The following is a 16,566-nucleotide window of genomic DNA, read 5'->3' as shown; positions in this document are numbered from 1 at the left end:
GGACTCCCTCAACGGGCGACCCCGCAAGACGCTCGGATATCTGACACCATCAGAAAAGTTCGCAGAACTCGTTGCAACCACCGGTTGAATCCGCCATCGCGTTCGCCCGCCGCAGCTCGCGCACCTCGCGTTCCAGGTCCGCCAACCGCTGGGCATCGTCGGTGCTCGTTCCCGGACGGTCACCGGCATCAATCTCAGCCTGGGCGACCCAGTTGCGCAGCGTCTCCGGGTGGATCCCGAGCTGCTCACCCACCCGCCGCAACGCGCCGGGCTTGGTGGCTGGGTCCTTACGCAGGTCCACCGCCATCCGGATCGCTCGCTCCCGAAGCTCCTCGGGGTACTTCCTCGGTGCAGCCATAACTCTCATCCTTCCCTGGAATGAGAGCCTCCATCAGACCCGGGGCGAGACACTCCAAGCCCGGAACGGGCCAGTGGCGCATCGGTGGTTCGGTAGAACCCCAGGCCAGCCGGTGGTGCCAAATTGGCACCACCGCGGATGTCCGGATTAGCCCTGAGGCTGGCGGCCGCCCAGCCGTGACCGCGCGGCATGCGAAAGCGAACCCGCAGGTGGCGCGGTGGTGGCAACTTGCCACCACCGCGCATGTCCGAATTAGCCCGCGTACATCTGCACCTGCCTGCCACATGCTTGCGATTGTGCACGTCGCCTGTACCTGTCGAGGTACCCGTTGACGTCCCCCATGCGGCCATATCGGGTGCGTTCCTGATGGGGGACATGGCAGCGAACAGGGTGAACGCATGTCCCCCAACTCGTAGGCATGACTCCGCAGCTTGGCCAGCGGACTCCAGCCGCCGGCCCCCAGCGTGCTGCCTGCGCGCGGATACATATCCATGCGTCGAGGATGACGAACGAGCGCACGCTCTGCGCACACCAAGATGCCCGCACACCAAGGTGTGCGCACGTATTAGTGCAGGTCAGCCGCGCACACCAACTCGCGGCGTTTACCGATGTGGCAAGGGTGCGTCGTGACCGCATCCGCCGTGCGCTACTGACGGGATGGTGCCTTGGGTTCGATGGGAACGGTACGAGAGTCCGTGTTCCAGCGGGCTCGGACCAGACCCGGAGCGTGAGCCATGCAGGCCCAGAGCAGACCCCCAGCAGGCGAGTTGCACGGCATGTTCGTCGCCCTGATCGACATCCTGGACGCGCTCGGCGAAGAGCGCGTCGCCGGCCTGACGATCTTGCGTGGATCGGTGCGGATCGAACCATCCCGGTTGTCCGACGGCGTGGTGATGGCCCGCGAGCTGGGCCTGACCGAAGGCATCGTCCACCAGTTGACGACACCGGCTGTGGCGGACTGGTCCGGGACGGTTGCCGGGCTGGAGTGCCACGTCCGCTCCCTGGCGGGAGCAGTCCGATGACCGGCACGCGTCCCGTGGCGCTCGGATATGTCGCCGCGCGGGACACGACGGAGGTCGAACGGCAGCGCCGTGAGGTCACCGCCTATGCATCGGCGGAAGGGCTGGCGCTGGTGGAGATCCTGGACGACACGCGCGACGGCCTCACGATCAGCCAGGTCACCGACGCAGCCCGCAAGCACGGTGCGGACGCCGTCGTGGTCCCGGCCGAGGCGCGACTCGCGGAGGCGTACACCCGGCTCGCATACGAGCTGGAGCAGCACGGGATGCGGTGCGTTCTGCTGGGCGATCTGCACCCGGCCACCCACTCTGGCCATGTCCTGGCTGGTCTTGGGAGCCGGTCATGATCGGCGTCGGCGACCGCAGGATGCTCGTTGCACTCGATGTTGACGGGACGATCATGTCGTCCGACGGCACCATCGCTGCCGCTGTACATCGTTCGATCGGGCTGGCACGCGCGGCGGGACACCGGATCGTGCTCGCGACTGGGCGGTCCCTTGCTGGTGTGCTGCCGGTCGCGGATCGTCTCGGTCTGACGGACGGGTACGCCGTGTGCTCGAACGGCGCCATGACCATCCATCTCGACCCGGAGGCTCCAGGCGGGTACCGGTTCGTGCGCACCGAGCTGTTCGACGCGACGGCCGTGATCCGTCGCGTCCTGGAGCTGGAGCCCGCTGCGCGAGTCGCGGTCGAGGAGCCGGGCTGGGGCTGGCGCGTGAACGAGCCATTCGAGCCGGGCAAGATCAACGGCGAGCAGAAGACGGCCTCCGTCGCCGATCTGTGCTCCAGCCCGGCCACGCGTGTCGCGGTGGCCGCACCGGGTGTCGCGAGGCATCTCGATGCGCTGCGAGCGACCGGTGCCACGATCACCCGGGCAGGTGAGTCGTGGCTGGACGTGACCGGCCCGGGTGTCACGAAGGCGAGCGCACTCGAAGTCCTCCGCGAGAAGCTCGACACTCCGCCCGGGGCGACGGTGGCCGTTGGGGACTCCGAGAACGACCTCGAAGCGCTGGCCTGGGCTGGGCGTGGGATCAGCATGGGCCACGCGCCGGCCGTCGTGCGGAGCATCGCGGACGAGGTCACGGGCACGATCGACGAGCACGGCGCCGCGACAGCGCTCGACTTGCTGCTGCCGAGCATCGACACCACGTATCTGTCAGCACTGGCTGCCCAGCTCGCCGTCGCAGTCGAGGCGGCGCCCGGGGTCTCCAAGCTGCGGATCTGGCACGGGCCGGGCGCGGAAGTCGCCGGTGCCGAGGTCCACACGGCGGTGGCCCGGTCCTGGCTCCGACACGCTCCGGTCCCCGCGGGAACCGGCGTCACGATGCTGGTGGTCACCGATGCTGCCGATCAGGCCGGTCTCGGCTACCCGACGACGGACCTGGGCCTCCGGGCCCGATGGGTGAGGACCGCGCCTGACGATGGCCCGGCCTTCTACGAGCTGCCGCTCTGGCAGCGATGAACTCGCGTCCGGATGCCCCGATCCCGACGTGGGCCTGCTCTCACCCAGCAGGAACCGCTGGCCGGGACCGTTCCCCTGACGGTTCCGGCCAGCGCCATGTTCTCGGAGTCTCTGCCGAGACGTGTGCCCGCCCCGGTACGATCGTGGCCAAGGTCACCAGGCCGCACGATCGGGAGGGGAACCGCGTGCGCATTCCACGGACTGGGCTGGCCGAGCGCCGCCGACTGCAGGGCTTGAGTCAGGAAGCGCTCGCCGAGCGTCTTGGCGTCGCGCGCACGACGGTCACTCGCTGGGAAGCAGGTGACGTGGAACCGCTGGCCTGGGTACGCCCCGCGCTGGCCGCCGCGCTCTCGGTCACCCTCGAAGACCTTGCCACGCTCCTGACGCCCACAGACCATGGGCCGGACAGCATCCCGAGCCACGTGCCCGCGCCTGAGGCCGTCCCGGCGCAGCCTCCCTACCCGCTCGATGACGGTGAGCTGCTCGACGTGGCTGAGCGGCGGTCCTGGCTGGCCTCGCTGGACGTGAGCGCCGCGAAGATCGATTACCTGGCGCCGGCCGTCGAGTGGATCATTGATCAGGACGAACGCGTACCGGCCGCTGAGCTCCAAGCCAGAGCACGTGGCCTGCGATCCCACCTGCATCCGTTGCTGGAGGCTCCGCAGCGCCCGCGCACGGCGATGCGTCTGTTTGCGGTCGCTTCCCGCTTGTCGGGCGTGCAGGCGGCGCTCAGCCTCGACATGGGCAGCCTTCCCTCGGCTCGCGTGCATTCGGCTGAGGCGTTCGAGCTTGCTGAAGCTACGGGAGACCCGGACCTCATGGCTTGGGCGCGAGCCACGCAGAGCCTCGTTGAGTACTACGCGGGTCGGTACCCCGATGCACTTGCCCTGGCCAACGACGGCCTTGCGCGCTCTCCCCGAGGACCACACGCGGTGCGTTTGTCCGTCAACGGCCGGGCCCGCGCACTGGCCAGGATGGGTGACCGAGCTGGCGTTGACCATGCGGTCGGGCATGCCTGGACGGTCCGCACCGAACACCCCGACCCGGACACTGCCCTCACCGCAAGCCTGACAACGACCGTCTACTGCGAGCCCCGCGCCGCAGGCAACGCTGCCACCGCGTACCTGGCCCTCGGGGACACCGCACGCGTGGAGCAGTATGCGAACCTCGCCCTGGACACGTTCGACGCCGAAGGCTTCACAGGGCCGCAGGCTATGACACGAATCGACGTCGCCACGGCGCTCTTGGACCCTGCGACCGGTGACGTCGAACGGGCTGCAAGCCTGGTCACTGACGCCTTCCAGATCGGCGGGGCCGCCTCGTTCCCTGTGCAGCAGCGTGTGACCGAGTTCGTCGCTGCCGCGGCGTCGTGGGAGGCTCTGCCCGCTATCCGCGAGGTCCGGGAACTCGTCTCCGGACACACGACTGAGGAGGGCACGAATGCCGACACCTGAGCTGGACAGCTTCACTGCTCGCTGGGAGGAGTTTGGCCGACTGGAACGGCTGACCAACCACTGGTGGTGGCGTCCTGGCTGGTCCCTCGGCCGCTCGTTCTACACATGGCACCTCACGTTCGACGACCCCACGGCAGCACCGCTGCACGACCTCGTCCACCGCCTCCACGATGGGTTGGCCGACGTCGACGGACTCGACCTCATCCCGCAAAGGTGGCTGCATCTGACGATGCAGGGGCTCGGCTTCACCGACGAGGTCACCGACGTCGACGTGGACGCCATCACGCGCGCCGCGACCAAGCACCTGGCCACCGTCCCCGCCTTCGACCTGACGCTCGGCCCGATCGAGGCCGACGACGAAGCGACCGGCCTGCTCGTCCGCCCTTGGACAGCTGTGGCCGGCGTCCGGGACGGTATTCGCGATGCCATCGGGGACGTCTGGGACGAGGTGCTCGAGAGCCCCGAGTTCCACCCGCACGTCTCCATCGCCTACAGCAATTCCGACGTCCCAACCGGCCCCGTCCGGGAGCGTGTCGCTCCACTGCGTGATTTCGAGCCGGTCACTATCCCGATCACCTCTGCCCAACTCATCCGCCTCAACCGCGACAATCAGATGTACGAGTGGGAGACGGTCGCCGACGTCCCGCTCGGATGAGGCCGACCGGCGCTGACGCATCTTGGTAGCACCTGCGTGCGGCACGCCTTCGGGCCAGGACTTGGGCCATCCCGGGCCATAGCCTCGACGCGTGGACGAGACACACGAGGACGAGACGATGTTGCGGTCCGGGATGCTGGACCGATTGGCGGCTATGAGGGGGCGCCCTCTGGCCGACGACGTGGCGGACGCCATGACGACCGTGCCGCGGCACGTGTTCGTACCTGACGCGCCGTTGTCGGAGGCGTACGGGCTGGGCGCTGTGGTGACGCACAGGGATGCGCAGGGTGTGCCGACGAGCTCGGCGTCCGCTCCTGGCACGGTGGCGGGGATGCTGGAGCAGGCGCAGGTCCGGCCCGGTCAGCGGGTTCTGGAGGTCGGGGCGGGCACGGGGTACAACGCGGCGCTCCTGGCCCATCTGGTCGGGCCGTCGGGTTCGGTGACGACGATCGAGTACGACGCTGATGTCGCGGACGCCGCGCGAATGCATCTCATCGCGTACGGCGCGAACGACGTGCGGGTCGTCACCGGTGACGGAACGCTGGGTGCCCCAGAGGACGCTCCGTTCGACCGGATCCTGGTGACGGCTGGGGCGTGGGACGTCTCGCCGGCCTGGGTCCAGCAGCTCGCACCTGGCGGGCGGATCGTGCTGCCGCTACGCCTGCGCGGCCTGACCCGGGTGGTCGCGTTCGAGCGGGAGGGGACTGGCCTGCGGAGTGTGTCGGTGCAAGAGGACGGCTTCATCCCGATGAAGGGCATCGGCGCGATGCCGGAGAAGAACGTCCCGATTGGCCCTGGGCCGGACCTGACGCTGCGGATCGACGACGCACAGCCTGTCCAGCGCGACCTGTTGGACGCACTGGACAGTGAGCCGACTCTGGTGTGGACGGATGTGGTGGCGCCATGGGCGTGGACGCCGGAGCAGGACTTCTGGCTCGCGACGCTGCCCGGATTCTGCCGGGTGTTCGTCAACGCGGACGCGGTGGCAGCGGCCAGGATTCCTCGGGCGAAGGATCCATGGGGCGCGTGGGGCGTCTACTCGGACGGATCGCTGGCCTACCTGACCGCGCAGCAGGTCGGCGGGACGAACGAGATGCCCATGTTGCAGGTCGGTGCATGCGGGTTCGGTCCGGACGGTGACGCCCTGGCGCGTCGGCTCGCCGACCGAGTCCGGGCCTGGCGGGAACAGACCGAGGGTGGAGTCGAGATGCGGATCGAGACGAGACCGCCCTCTTCGGCACCGCGCCCCGGTGAAGACGAGGCCCTGCTGGTCGTCGACAAGGTGGACCACGTGTTCGTCGTGCACACCGTGCGGGCTGCGACCCCAGCCGAGGCGTAGCACCGGCTGACGTGAGGAGCGAAGAGGACTCTGACCGCGGCCAGAGTCCTCTTCGCCGTGCATATGGTCAGATCATGCGATCAGGAGCGGGGCGTCCCAGAGCGTGGAGGCGGAGTGCGAGGGAAGTCCGGCTACCTCGCTGAGGGTAAGCGCGACGCCCGCCGCACCGGTCAGGTAGCCGGGGCTGTCATGCCTGACGCCGTGCTCAACATGCGCTACGACAAAGGGCCGGTCGTGATCCACCGACTGCATGACAGCTGCTGCCGCGCACTCAGCGACGTCACGGTCGACGTCGGCCGTGCAGCGCGCGACTCCCGAGTACCCGTGGCAGAGAGTCGGACCCACCGCGTCCCAGTTGGCGTTCTGCGTACCGAGTCGCGCGAGGTCCGCGCGGGCTGCCTGGCCAAGGTCGTCGTCGCGGAGCGCATGTGCAGCGTGTAGCAGGGATCGAGCGATCCCGGGTACGCCGTAGCACCACGCGACACGTCGCCCAGATCGCTGGGCGACAGCACCTGCTGCGAGCTCCTGACCCGTGACGTGGTTGGGCCAGCCGTGGTCGTCGATCCGCCAACGGTCGAGCCAGCCGACGGCGTCCCGGATCGCGGTCGTCTGCCCGGCCACGGAGTAGCCCGCGGACTGCGCAAGCGCCAGAAACGCGAGGGGGCCTGCGACACCATGGGAAAGCCCCGTGTCTGCCGCACCGCCAGGGTCGAGGCGAGCAGCGACAACGGGCGGGTGCTGATCGGTCGGAACCCACCACCCGGGCAGCGCTACTCCGTTGTCAGTCAGCATCGTCGTCATCGCCGTCAGCGCGGCGACCAGACCCGGCTCGGCGGAGCCATGACCCCCGGCCCGAGCGGCGAGCAGGATTCGGCCGATGCCGGACAGGCCGGAGATCGTGTCGTAGACGTGCCACGAGGTTCCGGATCCACCCGCGCGGACCGACTCCGCGTGGTAGGCGGCGATCTTGACGGCGTGAGCGGAGAGCCAGCGGACCGACCGGGCCGTCGCTGCCGCCGTCACGTCAGGGTCGGATAAGTAAGGGGAGCCGAGAACGAGGGAAGCGGTCAGCCCGCCAAACGTCCCGAAGATCCCGGCCCCCTGCGCGGGGCCCGTCGCAGCGCGCACGACCGCAGCGTCCCAGTGAGCGCGGGCCGCCGTCGCGAACACGGAGTCGACGGCTGACAAGCGGGCATGCAGCAAGGCGGTTCCCGGGAGCCCATCGGCGAGCGTCGCTACCCCGTACGACGGTGCGGTCTCGATCACTCGTTGCGGGTCCAGCAGCCGCTCGGCGATGGCCAATGTGGCCTCGGCGGCGTTCATCAGCCCTTCCGTGCGAGGAGCTCCGCCGCCAGTGCACGGGCGACATGTTCCTGGTCGCGGTCCAGACCCAGCCGGTTGGCGTGCATGTGGATCACCGACGAGGCGCAGTCGGCGCGTCGAGCGGCCGGCAGAACGTCACGGTAGACGGCAAGCGCGGCGCGGCGCCGGTCCCACAGTTCCCCGGCGGCGGAGTCGAGCAGCGTGGCTGGGCGAGATGACGCTGTCGCGCGTAGTTCGTTGACCCGTCGCCGCCGCGCACGGTCCAGCCGCGGCCGCCCGACGGCTGCAGCGGCATCGTCGCTGATCCGGAGAGCGATCTCGACGGCCGACGAAGCCGCAAGGATGAGTCTGTCGTCGTCAGGGGGGTTGGCCAGAAGGCTCAGCGCGAGGTCGCTGTCGGCGGCGAAGATTCGCTCGGCGGCGTCGATCGCCGCGGGGCCGCCATAGCGGTCGACCTCCGGTTCGTAGGACTCGATGACCAGCCGCCCAACCAGCCCGCGGGCCATCCAAGTGGCGTACGCCTCGGACAAGGCGGGGAGCACCGCCGTGCTCAGGGCTGAGGGTTCGCCTGTGAATCGGACTCGCAGGTGCGGCCCGTGCGCGGGGTTGTCGTAGCGGAGCCAGAACCAGCGATCGAACTCGTCACGCAGAGTGAGGGCGAGGTTGCCGATCTGCGCGAGCAGGTCGTCGTGATGAGTGCTTGGCGACGGGATGGTCAGGGAGAGCCACCGGCCGCCCGGCAGGTGAATGACCGGCGGGGCCGAGACCACTGGGCGGTCGTCGTCTGTCGCAGGACGACGGACGGAGCCTCGTAGCGGGACGACGAGCTCAAGGACATGTCGTCCGTCCGGGCCGTCGGCGACGGCCTGGACGGCGTCAGGGCCGCCAGGCGGAGCGGTCACGGCATCGGCGCCGCGTCGGACGTACCGGCGCAAGAGCTCTCGGTCGCGAGGATCGTCCAGGTCGAGCGGGAGGCGTTGATCCGTGTCCTGCACGACCACAAGGCGTGGCACCGCGGGCACGGCGGCCGTCCGCCAGCGGAACAGCTCAGACTCCCACGTGTGCCTGTCGGCGACGGCGACCACGAGAGGGTGGGGCAGGCGCCACCGGGCCGGCGACAGGATCGTGTTCCGCCACCGGACCTCCGGCAGGAACGGGCTGTCGACGAGCTGTCCCCAGGTCCACGCATGCCACGGTCGCGTACCGGCGTTCGCGAGGTCCTGGAGCACGCGCACGGCGGGCGTGACATAGGCGGGACCGATCCGGGAGAACAGAACCGGGACGATCTCTTGATCGAGGCGCCGTGACCACAGCCTGAGGCGGTGCCCGTCGGACGCCAGGTCGAGATCGGACAGCGTCAAGTCACCCGGCTCAGGGATCGTCCCGATGCAGATCCGCCGTGGCGCGAATCCGGACGGCAGCGCCACCGTCGTCAGCGCCGTCAGGCGCGGACGAACCACGACCTCGACGTGCAGCGGCTCCTCGGGATCAGCGACCGGGCTGGGGAGGTCGAGGAGGGAAGAGAAGCGCCCGAGGGTTGATCCCGCGTCCTGGGTGCTGCCGAGGTAGGCCGCCAACAGGTATCGGCCGGCAGCGAGGTCGTCGGCCGATCCGGCGAGCACACGGGTGTACAGCTCGCCGCCCGTCGGCGGCACGCGCGGGCCGGACACCCGGAGTGCCGCGATCGTCCCGTCGTCGAGAGTGACCTGCGTGCTGTGCCTGGCGGCGGCGTCAGCAACGAGACCGGCCAAGACACGCTCGCGCGCAGGAACCTTGTCCGGGGCCGGGGGTTGGTCGTCGTCCGGGTTGCCGAGCCCGGTCACCGGGTCGATGACGGCCAGCAGCGGCACTCGTCGTCGGATGCCGTACCGCTCGACGAATCGAGAGTGGTAGACGCCCAGGACGTCGGACGACGGTGTGATGCTCCACAGCAGGCTGGCCGCATCGGCGGCCTCGCCCAGGAGCGATCGTGGGACCTGCACATCGGCGTCGACTGCGACGTCGACCGTGACCGGGTTCTCGTGTGATGCGAGGCGGTCGCAGATCGTGCGGGCCTCGGCCAGAGCGGCCAGGCGTTCATCGGTGCCCGGCGGGTACTTGTCGGCCTCAGCAAGTAGATCGCGTAGCTGGACCAGCGGTTCGGCCATCTCATGTGAGGAGGGGACACGGGCCAGGAGGTGTTTGAGCGGATCCTGTGCGACGTCGTGCGGCAACAGGTCAGTCAATAGCAGCCCGGTCCGGACCAGCGTGCGCACCGTCGCTCCTACGGTCTCGGCCGGAACGCCCGGCCAGCGGTCCTCGAGGGCGGCCATGATCTGCACCAGGCGGGTAGGGACACGGCAGGTCTCCAAGATCATTTCCACCGCTGGCGTCGCTCGCAGTGTGACCCGCTCGGGCTTCTTGGAGCCGACGGCCCACTCGTGCTCGTACCGGTCGCCGCGGCGGCAGACGAGGTCGTTGGACGCGAACTGTGCGGCACCGAGCACGTCCGGGGCGTCGAGGAGCTGGTCGGCGACGTCGTTCAGCCACGCGGCCGACGGCGCGGTCCGTGCCCGGTGATTCTTCCCGACACTAAACAGCGCGTCTCCTGTGGTTATCTGGGCGACCTGGACGCCGGCAAACGCGCCGCGAGGTGTCGCCCGGGTACGAGCGCGTCGCTCGTAGGCGTGCACCGTGGTCGCGAGCCGCTCATCGGCGTCCAGGTCGTTGTCAGTGACCGTGGCGAGGGAGCGCGAGGCGAAGCGCACCGCTTCTAGGAACGAACCCGGCAGCATGCGTGCTGGATCGGAAGCAGGGCCGTCCGGAAGCAGCGGTGTGCGTGCCAGGACCGGGAATCCGTCATGCAGCGTGAATATCCGCTCGCGCTTCATCGCCACGGCTCTCGCCTACTTGCAGTTGCAGGTAGCCGAGCAGCCGACACTCGGACAACTCGCCGAGCACCCGTCGTTCGTGTGGTTGTCGCAGGCCATCGGGACCTGCAGAGTGCGGACGTCCAGGTCGAACAGGTCGGCTGTCAGGCGGTCCAGGTCGCTCTCGGCGCGGTCCAGGACCCCGGTCAGATCTGCCATGGAAGTACCTCTCGATGAAGGGAACAGCTGTCATCCCTCATCGAAGCCAGAGGTCAGAACCCGGAACAGCGCACCATGGCCGCACCACCGTCGCATCTGAGTAGCACGGCAACCCATCTCGGTGGACTGGTGACCCAACACGAGTCCGGGTTCTTCGACCGGATTGCCTGAGCCCTCGTGGCGGCGGGGATCGCCCTGGGATCGCCCCGGGCCCTGAGGGGTCCCGTCGCGTCGCTTCTGCTGTCTTGCGGCACGAGCGCCGGGCAGCGACGGCGGCACACGCGCGCGACGACGCACACGGGTGCGCGCGACGACGCACACGCGCGACGGACGCGGCGGCGCGACGGACGCGGCTGCGTGGCTGGTGCAGGCGGACAGCGGGATGGCGGGTCCCGCGGACCGCTACGACGAGGGCCACACACCTCTTGCACAAGCCGTGAGCGGGGGTCGCTGAAGCGACCCGGAACAGCCACCGAGCGTCTGGGAGGGGGGTGGGGGTCACGTGATGACGGTCCACGTGCTGAGCGCCGGTAGCGGGTACACGTACCTGACCCAGCAGGTCGCCAGCGGGGACGTCCCGCGGGGTCGGGGCATGTCGTTGACGGATTACTACGTGCAGCACGGCAACCCGCCCGGCCGGTGGGTCGGCAGCGGGCTGGACCAGCTCGGGGTGTCCGGTCGGGTGCTGGAGCGGCAGATGAAGTCGTTGTTCGGGGTGGGGCGTCACCCGGACGCCGGCCGTCTGGAGGTCGAGGCGCTGGCGCGTGGTGCGTCGAGGCCTGAGGCGGATCGGGCGGGGTGGATCGGGCGGGCGTTCCCGATGTTCGAGTCCCGCCCGGATGACGGGTTCCGGGCCGGGTTGGAGGCCGGGTTCGAGCGGTTCGCTCGGGAGAACGACCGGCCGCCGGAGCCGGGGGTGGAGCGGGACCTGATCCGCTGGAACGTCGCGACCTCGTTGGCGCAGCAGGAGAAGAGCGACAAGGGCGGCGGCCCGGTCACGGACACGGAGGTCGCGACGTGGTTGGCCAAGCGGGGACAGCAGCCCCGCCGGGCGGTGGCGGGGTATGACCTGGTCTTCACGCCCTCGAAGAGCATCAGCGTCCTGTGGGGTCTGGGGGATCCGGCCACGCGGGAGGCGATCACGCGGGCGCACACCGACGCCTGGCGGGACACCCTGGCATGGATCGAGGCCGAGGGAGCGCTGACGCGGGAGGGCGCGGGTGGTGTAAGGCAGATCGACACCCACGGCCTGACCGCGGTGGCGTTCGACCACCTTGACTCCCGGGCCGGCGACCCGAACCTGCACACGCATGTCGCGGTCTCGAACAAGGTCCGTGGCGTGGACGGGCAGTGGCGGGCGTTGGACGGGCGGGTCCTGCATCACCTGGCTGTGGCGGCCAGCGAGCGGTACAACACGAGGATCGAGCAGCTGCTGGTCGACCGGCTCGGCGTCGTGTTCCACACCGAGACCCGGGGCCGGGGCAAGCAGGGCGTCCGGGAGATCACTGGCATCCCGAAGGCGCTGCGGGACGCGTTCTCCCGTCGGCGGGCGGCGATCGAGGAGTCCTACGAGACCCTTCGCGCGGCCTACCGGGCCAAGCACGGGCACGAGCCTGGGACGAAGACGGCGTTCGGGTTGACGCAGCAGGCCAACCTCGACACCCGGCAGGCCAAGGGCACCCCCGTGGGCCTGCGCGACCGGCTCCCGCAATGGGCCCAGGTGGCTACCGGTGTCCTGGGCGGTGGGGACGCGGTCGCGAGGATGCTGACCACCGCGCTCCACCCGCACCCTGGGGCCGGCCGGGTCGTGGTCGACGGGCTGGAGGATCTGTGGCGTGCGGTCGCGCAGGACCTGGCCGGGCGTGGGGTCGTCCGGTGGGCGGCCGGCGATGTTACCGCTGCTGTGGAGCGGCTCGTGGCGCGGTGGCCGCGCGCACAGGTCTTCCGGCCGTTGCGGCACCGCACACCGGCCGCCCGCCAGCGGCTGCTCACCGACCTGGCCGGCGGGGTGCTGGCCGGTGGCGACCTGGTGGAGGTGTGCCTGCGGAACGTGGCCGACCGGCACTCGACCTGGACGGCGTACACCCTGCAGGCCGAAGCCACCCGCCTCGCCAGGGAGCACGCCCCGCGCAGTACCGACCTGCTTGCCCTGGCCGCGACCATCACCGGGCATGCGGTGGCGGGGAGTTTGCAGGTGTCGGCGCCAGATGTGAACGAGCCGCCGGACACCATGCGCCGCAAGGACGGCGAGAGCGTCTACATGGTGCACGGCTCCACGAGGTACACGTCGCTGGCCGTGCTGGAGGCCGAGGACCAACTCATGACCGCCGCCCGCACTCCCGGCGGCCTGATCATCGACCCCGGCACGGTCGAGCACGCCGTCGAGCAGGTTCGCCTGGACACGGGCCGGGTGCTGAACTCGGGGCAGCGGGACCTGGTCGCGTCGTTCGCGGCGAGCGTGAGCCTGGTGGCGGGGATCGGCCCGGCCGGCACCGGCAAGACCACCGCGATGCGCGCCTTTGCGGGCGCCGTGCAGGAGTCGGGTGGCAAGCTGATCGCGCTGGCGCCGTCGGCCGCCGCCGCGGAAGTCCTCGGCGCGGACCTCGGCGAGGGGATCACCGCGGAGACCCTGGACATGTTCCTCCTCGCCGCCCGGGGTGCGGGTGGGGAACGCCTGCGGGAACGCCTCCGCGTGGAGTCGGGCACGGTGGTGCTGGTGGACGAGGCCAGCCTGGCCGGCTCCCTCGCCCTGGCCGAGGTCGTGGCCATCACCCAGCAGGCCGGCGGGAGTGTCCGGTTGCTGGGTGACCCGGCCCAGCTCGGCGCCGTCGCCGCCGGCGGCGCACTGCGGCTGATCTCCGAACAGGCCGGTGCCATCGAGCTCACGAAGATCCACCGGTTCCGCACCACCGGCGAGGCCGAGGCGTCCCTCCAGGTCCGCGATGGTGATCACCGGGGGCTGGACTTCTACGTCACCGCCCACCGCACTCAAGGCGGCAGCGCGGCGGCGATGGCGGAGGAGATGTTCGCCAACTGGCAGACCGACTCCGACCGAGGCCTGTCGACGATCATGATCGCGGCGACCAACGACCTGGTCACCACCCTGTCCGCCCGGGCCCGCCAGCACCGGGTCGCGCGAGGTGAGGTCGAGGACGACGGCGTCACGTTGCACGACGAGACCCGGGCCGGGATCGGGGACGTCATCGTGACCCGGCTGAACAACCGGCACATGCACGCCCAGGACGACGACGGGCACATCGACCGGGGGCGGGGCTGGGTCCGCAACGGCGACCTCTGGCGGGTCACCGCGCGCAGTCCCGAGGGCGCCCTGCGGGCCCGGCACCTGGACACCGGCGCCACCGTCGTGCTCCCTGCGGACTACGTCGCCGCGCACGTGGAGCTGGGGTACGCGGCGACGATCCACCGGGTCCAGGGCATGACGGTGGACACCGCCCACGCCATGGTGGGGGTCGGCATGACCCGCAACGAGCTCTACACCGCCATCACCCGCGGTGCCGACTCCAACCGGGTCTATGTGGAGGTCGAGGACGTCCTGGATCTGGACCCGCACCGGCAGCCCGCCACCGAGCGTGCGGTGCTGAACGCGCTCAAGGGCGTCCTGGACCGTGACGGCGAGGAGAAGTCCGCCCACCGGGTCATCGAGGACGACTGGGACTACGCGCACTCCCTGGCGCGCCTGGTCCCGGAGTACGAAGACGCCTACCTCGCCTTCCTCGAACCCGACCGCACCGCCCGCCTCGCCCACGCCGTGCGCACCGTGCTCCCGGAAAGGATGGCGAACCTGGTGCTGGCGGACGAGGCCTGGCCGGCCTTGGCCAAGCGGCTGTCCATGCACGACGCCGCCGGCACCGACCCGGCCGCGGTGGTCCAGCGCGCGTCCCAGGAGGGGTTCGGGGGCGCGAAGTCGATCGCGAAGGTCCTGCACCACCGCATCGGCCTGCCTCGACCCCACCACACGGACGGGGACGGGCGGGGTCTGCCGGTCTGGATCACCACCGCCCCCGACACCACCCAGAACCTCCTCTGGGAGGCCACCCACCCGGCACCAACCGACCACACGGAGATGCGCGACCAAGTACCGACGTCGCCGGCCGGGGACGACGCCGCGGGCACCGAGCGGTCGGCGCCCGTGGATGCGCGGGGGCGGGCGTTGGTGGTGGAGATCACCGCGCAGGCCTGGGGGTGGTGGACGAGCCAGACCACCACCCAGGAGTGGGCGACGCGGTACATGGCCAGCCGCGGCCTGGCCGGTGCCGAGTGGGGTGTCGCACCGGCGGCGTGGACGGGGCTGACCGACCACCTGCAGACCCTCGGCTACACCCCCGACCAGCTCATCACGGCTGGGGTCGCGACCCGGACCCGCAACGGCAGAGCGGTCGACAAGTTCCGGGGCCGGATCATGTTTCCCTACCGCGACCAGACCGGGACCGTCGTCGGCGTCACCGGTCGCATCAACCCCGCCGACACCAGCACGGGGGAGAAGCAGGTACCGAAGTACCTCAACACCCCCGAGACCGCCGCCTACCGCAAGAGCGAGCTCCTGTACGGGCTCGACCCCACCGCAGCCGCACGCCTCGCGGCCGGGGCACGACCCGTCCTGGTCGAGGGACCCACCGACCACGCCGCCCTCCACCTGGCCGCCACTCGCCTGGCCGAGGAGACCGAGGTGCAGATCGTGCCGGTCGCGGCCGGCGGCACCGGTGTCACGCAGCAGCACCTGCAGGCCCTGCGCGAGGCATCGGGGCGGGACCTGTCCGACCTGATCGTCGCCCTGGACCCCGACACCGCCGGGCGCACAGCCGCTGCCCGCGTCTGGGAGGCCCTTACCCCGAAGGAAGCCGCCCACGCTCAGGCCCTGAAGCTGCCGACCGATCCCGCCCAGACCGCTCACGAGGACCCTGACGCCCTCACCGCCGCGTTGGCCGGGCCGGTGCCGCTGGCGTGGTTCGCGATGGAACCCAACCTCCAGCACATCCGATCCCTCGACCACCCCGACCGGCAGACATCCCTGCTACGGGCTCTGGTCGACCACCTCTACGACCGCGTCGAACCACAGCAGTGGCCGGCCCTGGTCGAGCACATCGCGCGCACCGTCGGCGACACCCCCGGCGCGAGCACCCATGCCCAGCTCGATGTCTCCTCCGTACGGCGAGTCGTGACCGACCATCTCGTCGACCGGATCTCGCCCGACACGCAAACCAGTCTGGACCACGACGTCGCCCTCCAGGCCGATCCCGCCAGCCAGGGAGACCACGAGACCGAACCGGCGCGCGCACCGGAGACGGACCTGCTCGTGGCCGCGTGGCTGGTGCGGCACGCCGACCTGATCGCTGCCCGCCTCGACGCCCTCGTCGAACGGGCTCTAACAGAACCGGAGCTGTGGATGGAGACCATCACGCCACCGCCCCCACCCGGCCCCGCACGCGACGGGTGGCTGGCCGCGATGCGGCAGGTGCTGGCCTACCGCGACCGGTACCAGATCACCGACCCCACCCACCCGCTCGGACCCGACGTCAGTGAGGGCGAACGCGGCGACGCCCACGCCGTGGCTGACAGGGCACTGGACACCATCACCAGCAGCGACAGCGGAACCCGGCACGCGGCCCGGCCGGTGACCCATTGCCGCCCGAAGTCGATGGAACGCGCGCCGGTCGTGCTGGCCGACGCCCGGGCCAGCGCCGCACGGATGCGCCAAGAGGGCGACGAACGTGCCCGCCGCGACCGCGAGCGGGAACGCGAGCCCTCTACCGACCTGAGCCGGTAGAGGAAGCCAACCCGGGTCCCTGCGGGGCTGCCGGGTGAACCGTTCGGCGTGGGCCCACCGGTCGGGCCCGTGACCTCATCGGTTGGTCGCAGCCCGGCAACCC

At 70.4% G+C, this 16,566-nt stretch carries 10 protein-coding genes and 1 pseudogene; 7 read left to right on the top strand and 4 right to left on the bottom strand.

Going from position 1 to position 16,566, the window contains the following annotated elements:
• Positions 1-100: 100 nt before the first annotated feature.
• Positions 101-358: pseudogene (locus tag ACIBBF_RS22220) on the bottom strand (transposase); the annotation flags it as partial.
• Between the two features lie 776 nt (positions 359-1,134).
• On the opposite strand from ACIBBF_RS22220, the gene ACIBBF_RS22215 reads away from it, so the two are divergent.
• From ACIBBF_RS22215 to fxlM, 6 genes are all read left to right on the top strand, one after another.
• A complete protein-coding gene (locus tag ACIBBF_RS22215; protein ID WP_397417693.1) occupies positions 1,135-1,380 on the top strand; it encodes a hypothetical protein in 246 nt (81 codons plus the stop codon).
• Positions 1,377-1,724 (top strand): recombinase family protein, encoded by a 348-nt coding sequence (locus ACIBBF_RS22210; protein ID WP_397417691.1) that lies wholly within the window; start codon positions 1,377-1,379, stop codon positions 1,722-1,724. Before ACIBBF_RS22215 ends, ACIBBF_RS22210 begins: the two co-directional genes overlap by 4 nt.
• Positions 1,721-2,839, top strand: a complete 1,119-nt coding sequence (locus ACIBBF_RS22205; RefSeq protein ID WP_397417689.1) for an HAD family hydrolase — start codon at positions 1,721-1,723, stop codon at positions 2,837-2,839. The genes ACIBBF_RS22210 and ACIBBF_RS22205 overlap by 4 nt, the downstream gene beginning before the upstream one ends.
• Positions 2,840-2,982: 143 nt before the next feature.
• Complete coding sequence (locus tag ACIBBF_RS22200) at positions 2,983-4,293, top strand: helix-turn-helix domain-containing protein (RefSeq protein WP_397417687.1); 1,311 nt, start codon at positions 2,983-2,985, stop codon at positions 4,291-4,293.
• Entirely contained in the window at positions 4,280-4,948 is a 669-nt protein-coding gene (locus ACIBBF_RS22195) for a 2'-5' RNA ligase family protein (protein WP_397417685.1), read from the top strand. Before ACIBBF_RS22200 ends, ACIBBF_RS22195 begins: the two co-directional genes overlap by 14 nt.
• A 91-nt stretch (positions 4,949-5,039) precedes the next feature.
• Complete coding sequence (fxlM, locus tag ACIBBF_RS22190; protein ID WP_397417683.1) at positions 5,040-6,287, top strand: methyltransferase, FxLD system; 1,248 nt, start codon at positions 5,040-5,042, stop codon at positions 6,285-6,287.
• A gap of 72 nt (positions 6,288-6,359) precedes the next feature.
• On the opposite strand, the gene ACIBBF_RS22185 is transcribed toward fxlM, so the two are convergent.
• The 3 genes from ACIBBF_RS22185 to ACIBBF_RS22175 are packed head-to-tail and all read right to left on the bottom strand — an operon-like array spanning position 6,360 to position 10,678.
• On the bottom strand, positions 6,360-7,610 hold the full coding sequence (locus ACIBBF_RS22185; protein WP_397417681.1) for a lanthionine synthetase C family protein: 1,251 nt from the start codon (positions 7,608-7,610) through the stop codon (positions 6,360-6,362).
• The gene (locus ACIBBF_RS22180; RefSeq protein ID WP_397417695.1) at positions 7,610-10,480 is read right to left on the bottom strand and encodes a lantibiotic dehydratase; all 2,871 of its coding nucleotides are present in this window, start codon (positions 10,478-10,480) and stop codon (positions 7,610-7,612) included. Before ACIBBF_RS22180 ends, ACIBBF_RS22185 begins: the two co-directional genes overlap by 1 nt.
• A gap of 15 nt (positions 10,481-10,495) precedes the next feature.
• The gene (locus ACIBBF_RS22175) at positions 10,496-10,678 is read right to left on the bottom strand and encodes a hypothetical protein (RefSeq protein WP_397417679.1); all 183 of its coding nucleotides are present in this window, start codon (positions 10,676-10,678) and stop codon (positions 10,496-10,498) included.
• Between the two features lie 505 nt (positions 10,679-11,183).
• Between ACIBBF_RS22175 and mobF the strand changes: the two genes are divergently transcribed.
• Positions 11,184-16,463 (top strand): MobF family relaxase, encoded by a 5,280-nt coding sequence (gene mobF / locus ACIBBF_RS22170; protein ID WP_397417677.1) that lies wholly within the window; start codon positions 11,184-11,186, stop codon positions 16,461-16,463.
• The last annotated feature ends 103 nt before the right edge of the window (positions 16,464-16,566 follow it).

It is taken from the genome of Promicromonospora sp. NPDC050880 (assembly GCF_044456525.1).
In the GTDB taxonomy this organism is placed as follows: domain Bacteria; phylum Actinomycetota; class Actinomycetes; order Actinomycetales; family Cellulomonadaceae; genus Promicromonospora.
The sequence above is the reverse complement of the archived record's forward strand: the minus strand, read 5'-3'. Positions and strand labels throughout refer to the sequence as shown.

Coding starts and splice junctions, on each gene's coding strand:
- ACIBBF_RS22215 (WP_397417693.1), top strand. CDS start 1,135: ATGTTCGTCGCCCTGATCGACATCCTGGACGCGCTCGGCGAAGAGCGC.
- ACIBBF_RS22210 (WP_397417691.1), top strand. CDS start 1,377: ATGACCGGCACGCGTCCCGTGGCGCTCGGATATGTCGCCGCGCGGGAC.
- ACIBBF_RS22205 (WP_397417689.1), top strand. CDS start 1,721: ATGATCGGCGTCGGCGACCGCAGGATGCTCGTTGCACTCGATGTTGAC.
- ACIBBF_RS22195 (WP_397417685.1), top strand. CDS start 4,280: ATGCCGACACCTGAGCTGGACAGCTTCACTGCTCGCTGGGAGGAGTTT.
- ACIBBF_RS22185 (WP_397417681.1), bottom strand. CDS start 7,610: ATGAACGCCGCCGAGGCCACATTGGCCATCGCCGAGCGGCTGCTGGAC.
- ACIBBF_RS22180 (WP_397417695.1), bottom strand. CDS start 10,480: ATGAAGCGCGAGCGGATATTCACGCTGCATGACGGATTCCCGGTCCTG.
- ACIBBF_RS22175 (WP_397417679.1), bottom strand. CDS start 10,678: ATGGCAGATCTGACCGGGGTCCTGGACCGCGCCGAGAGCGACCTGGAC.
- mobF (WP_397417677.1), top strand. CDS start 11,184: ATGACGGTCCACGTGCTGAGCGCCGGTAGCGGGTACACGTACCTGACC.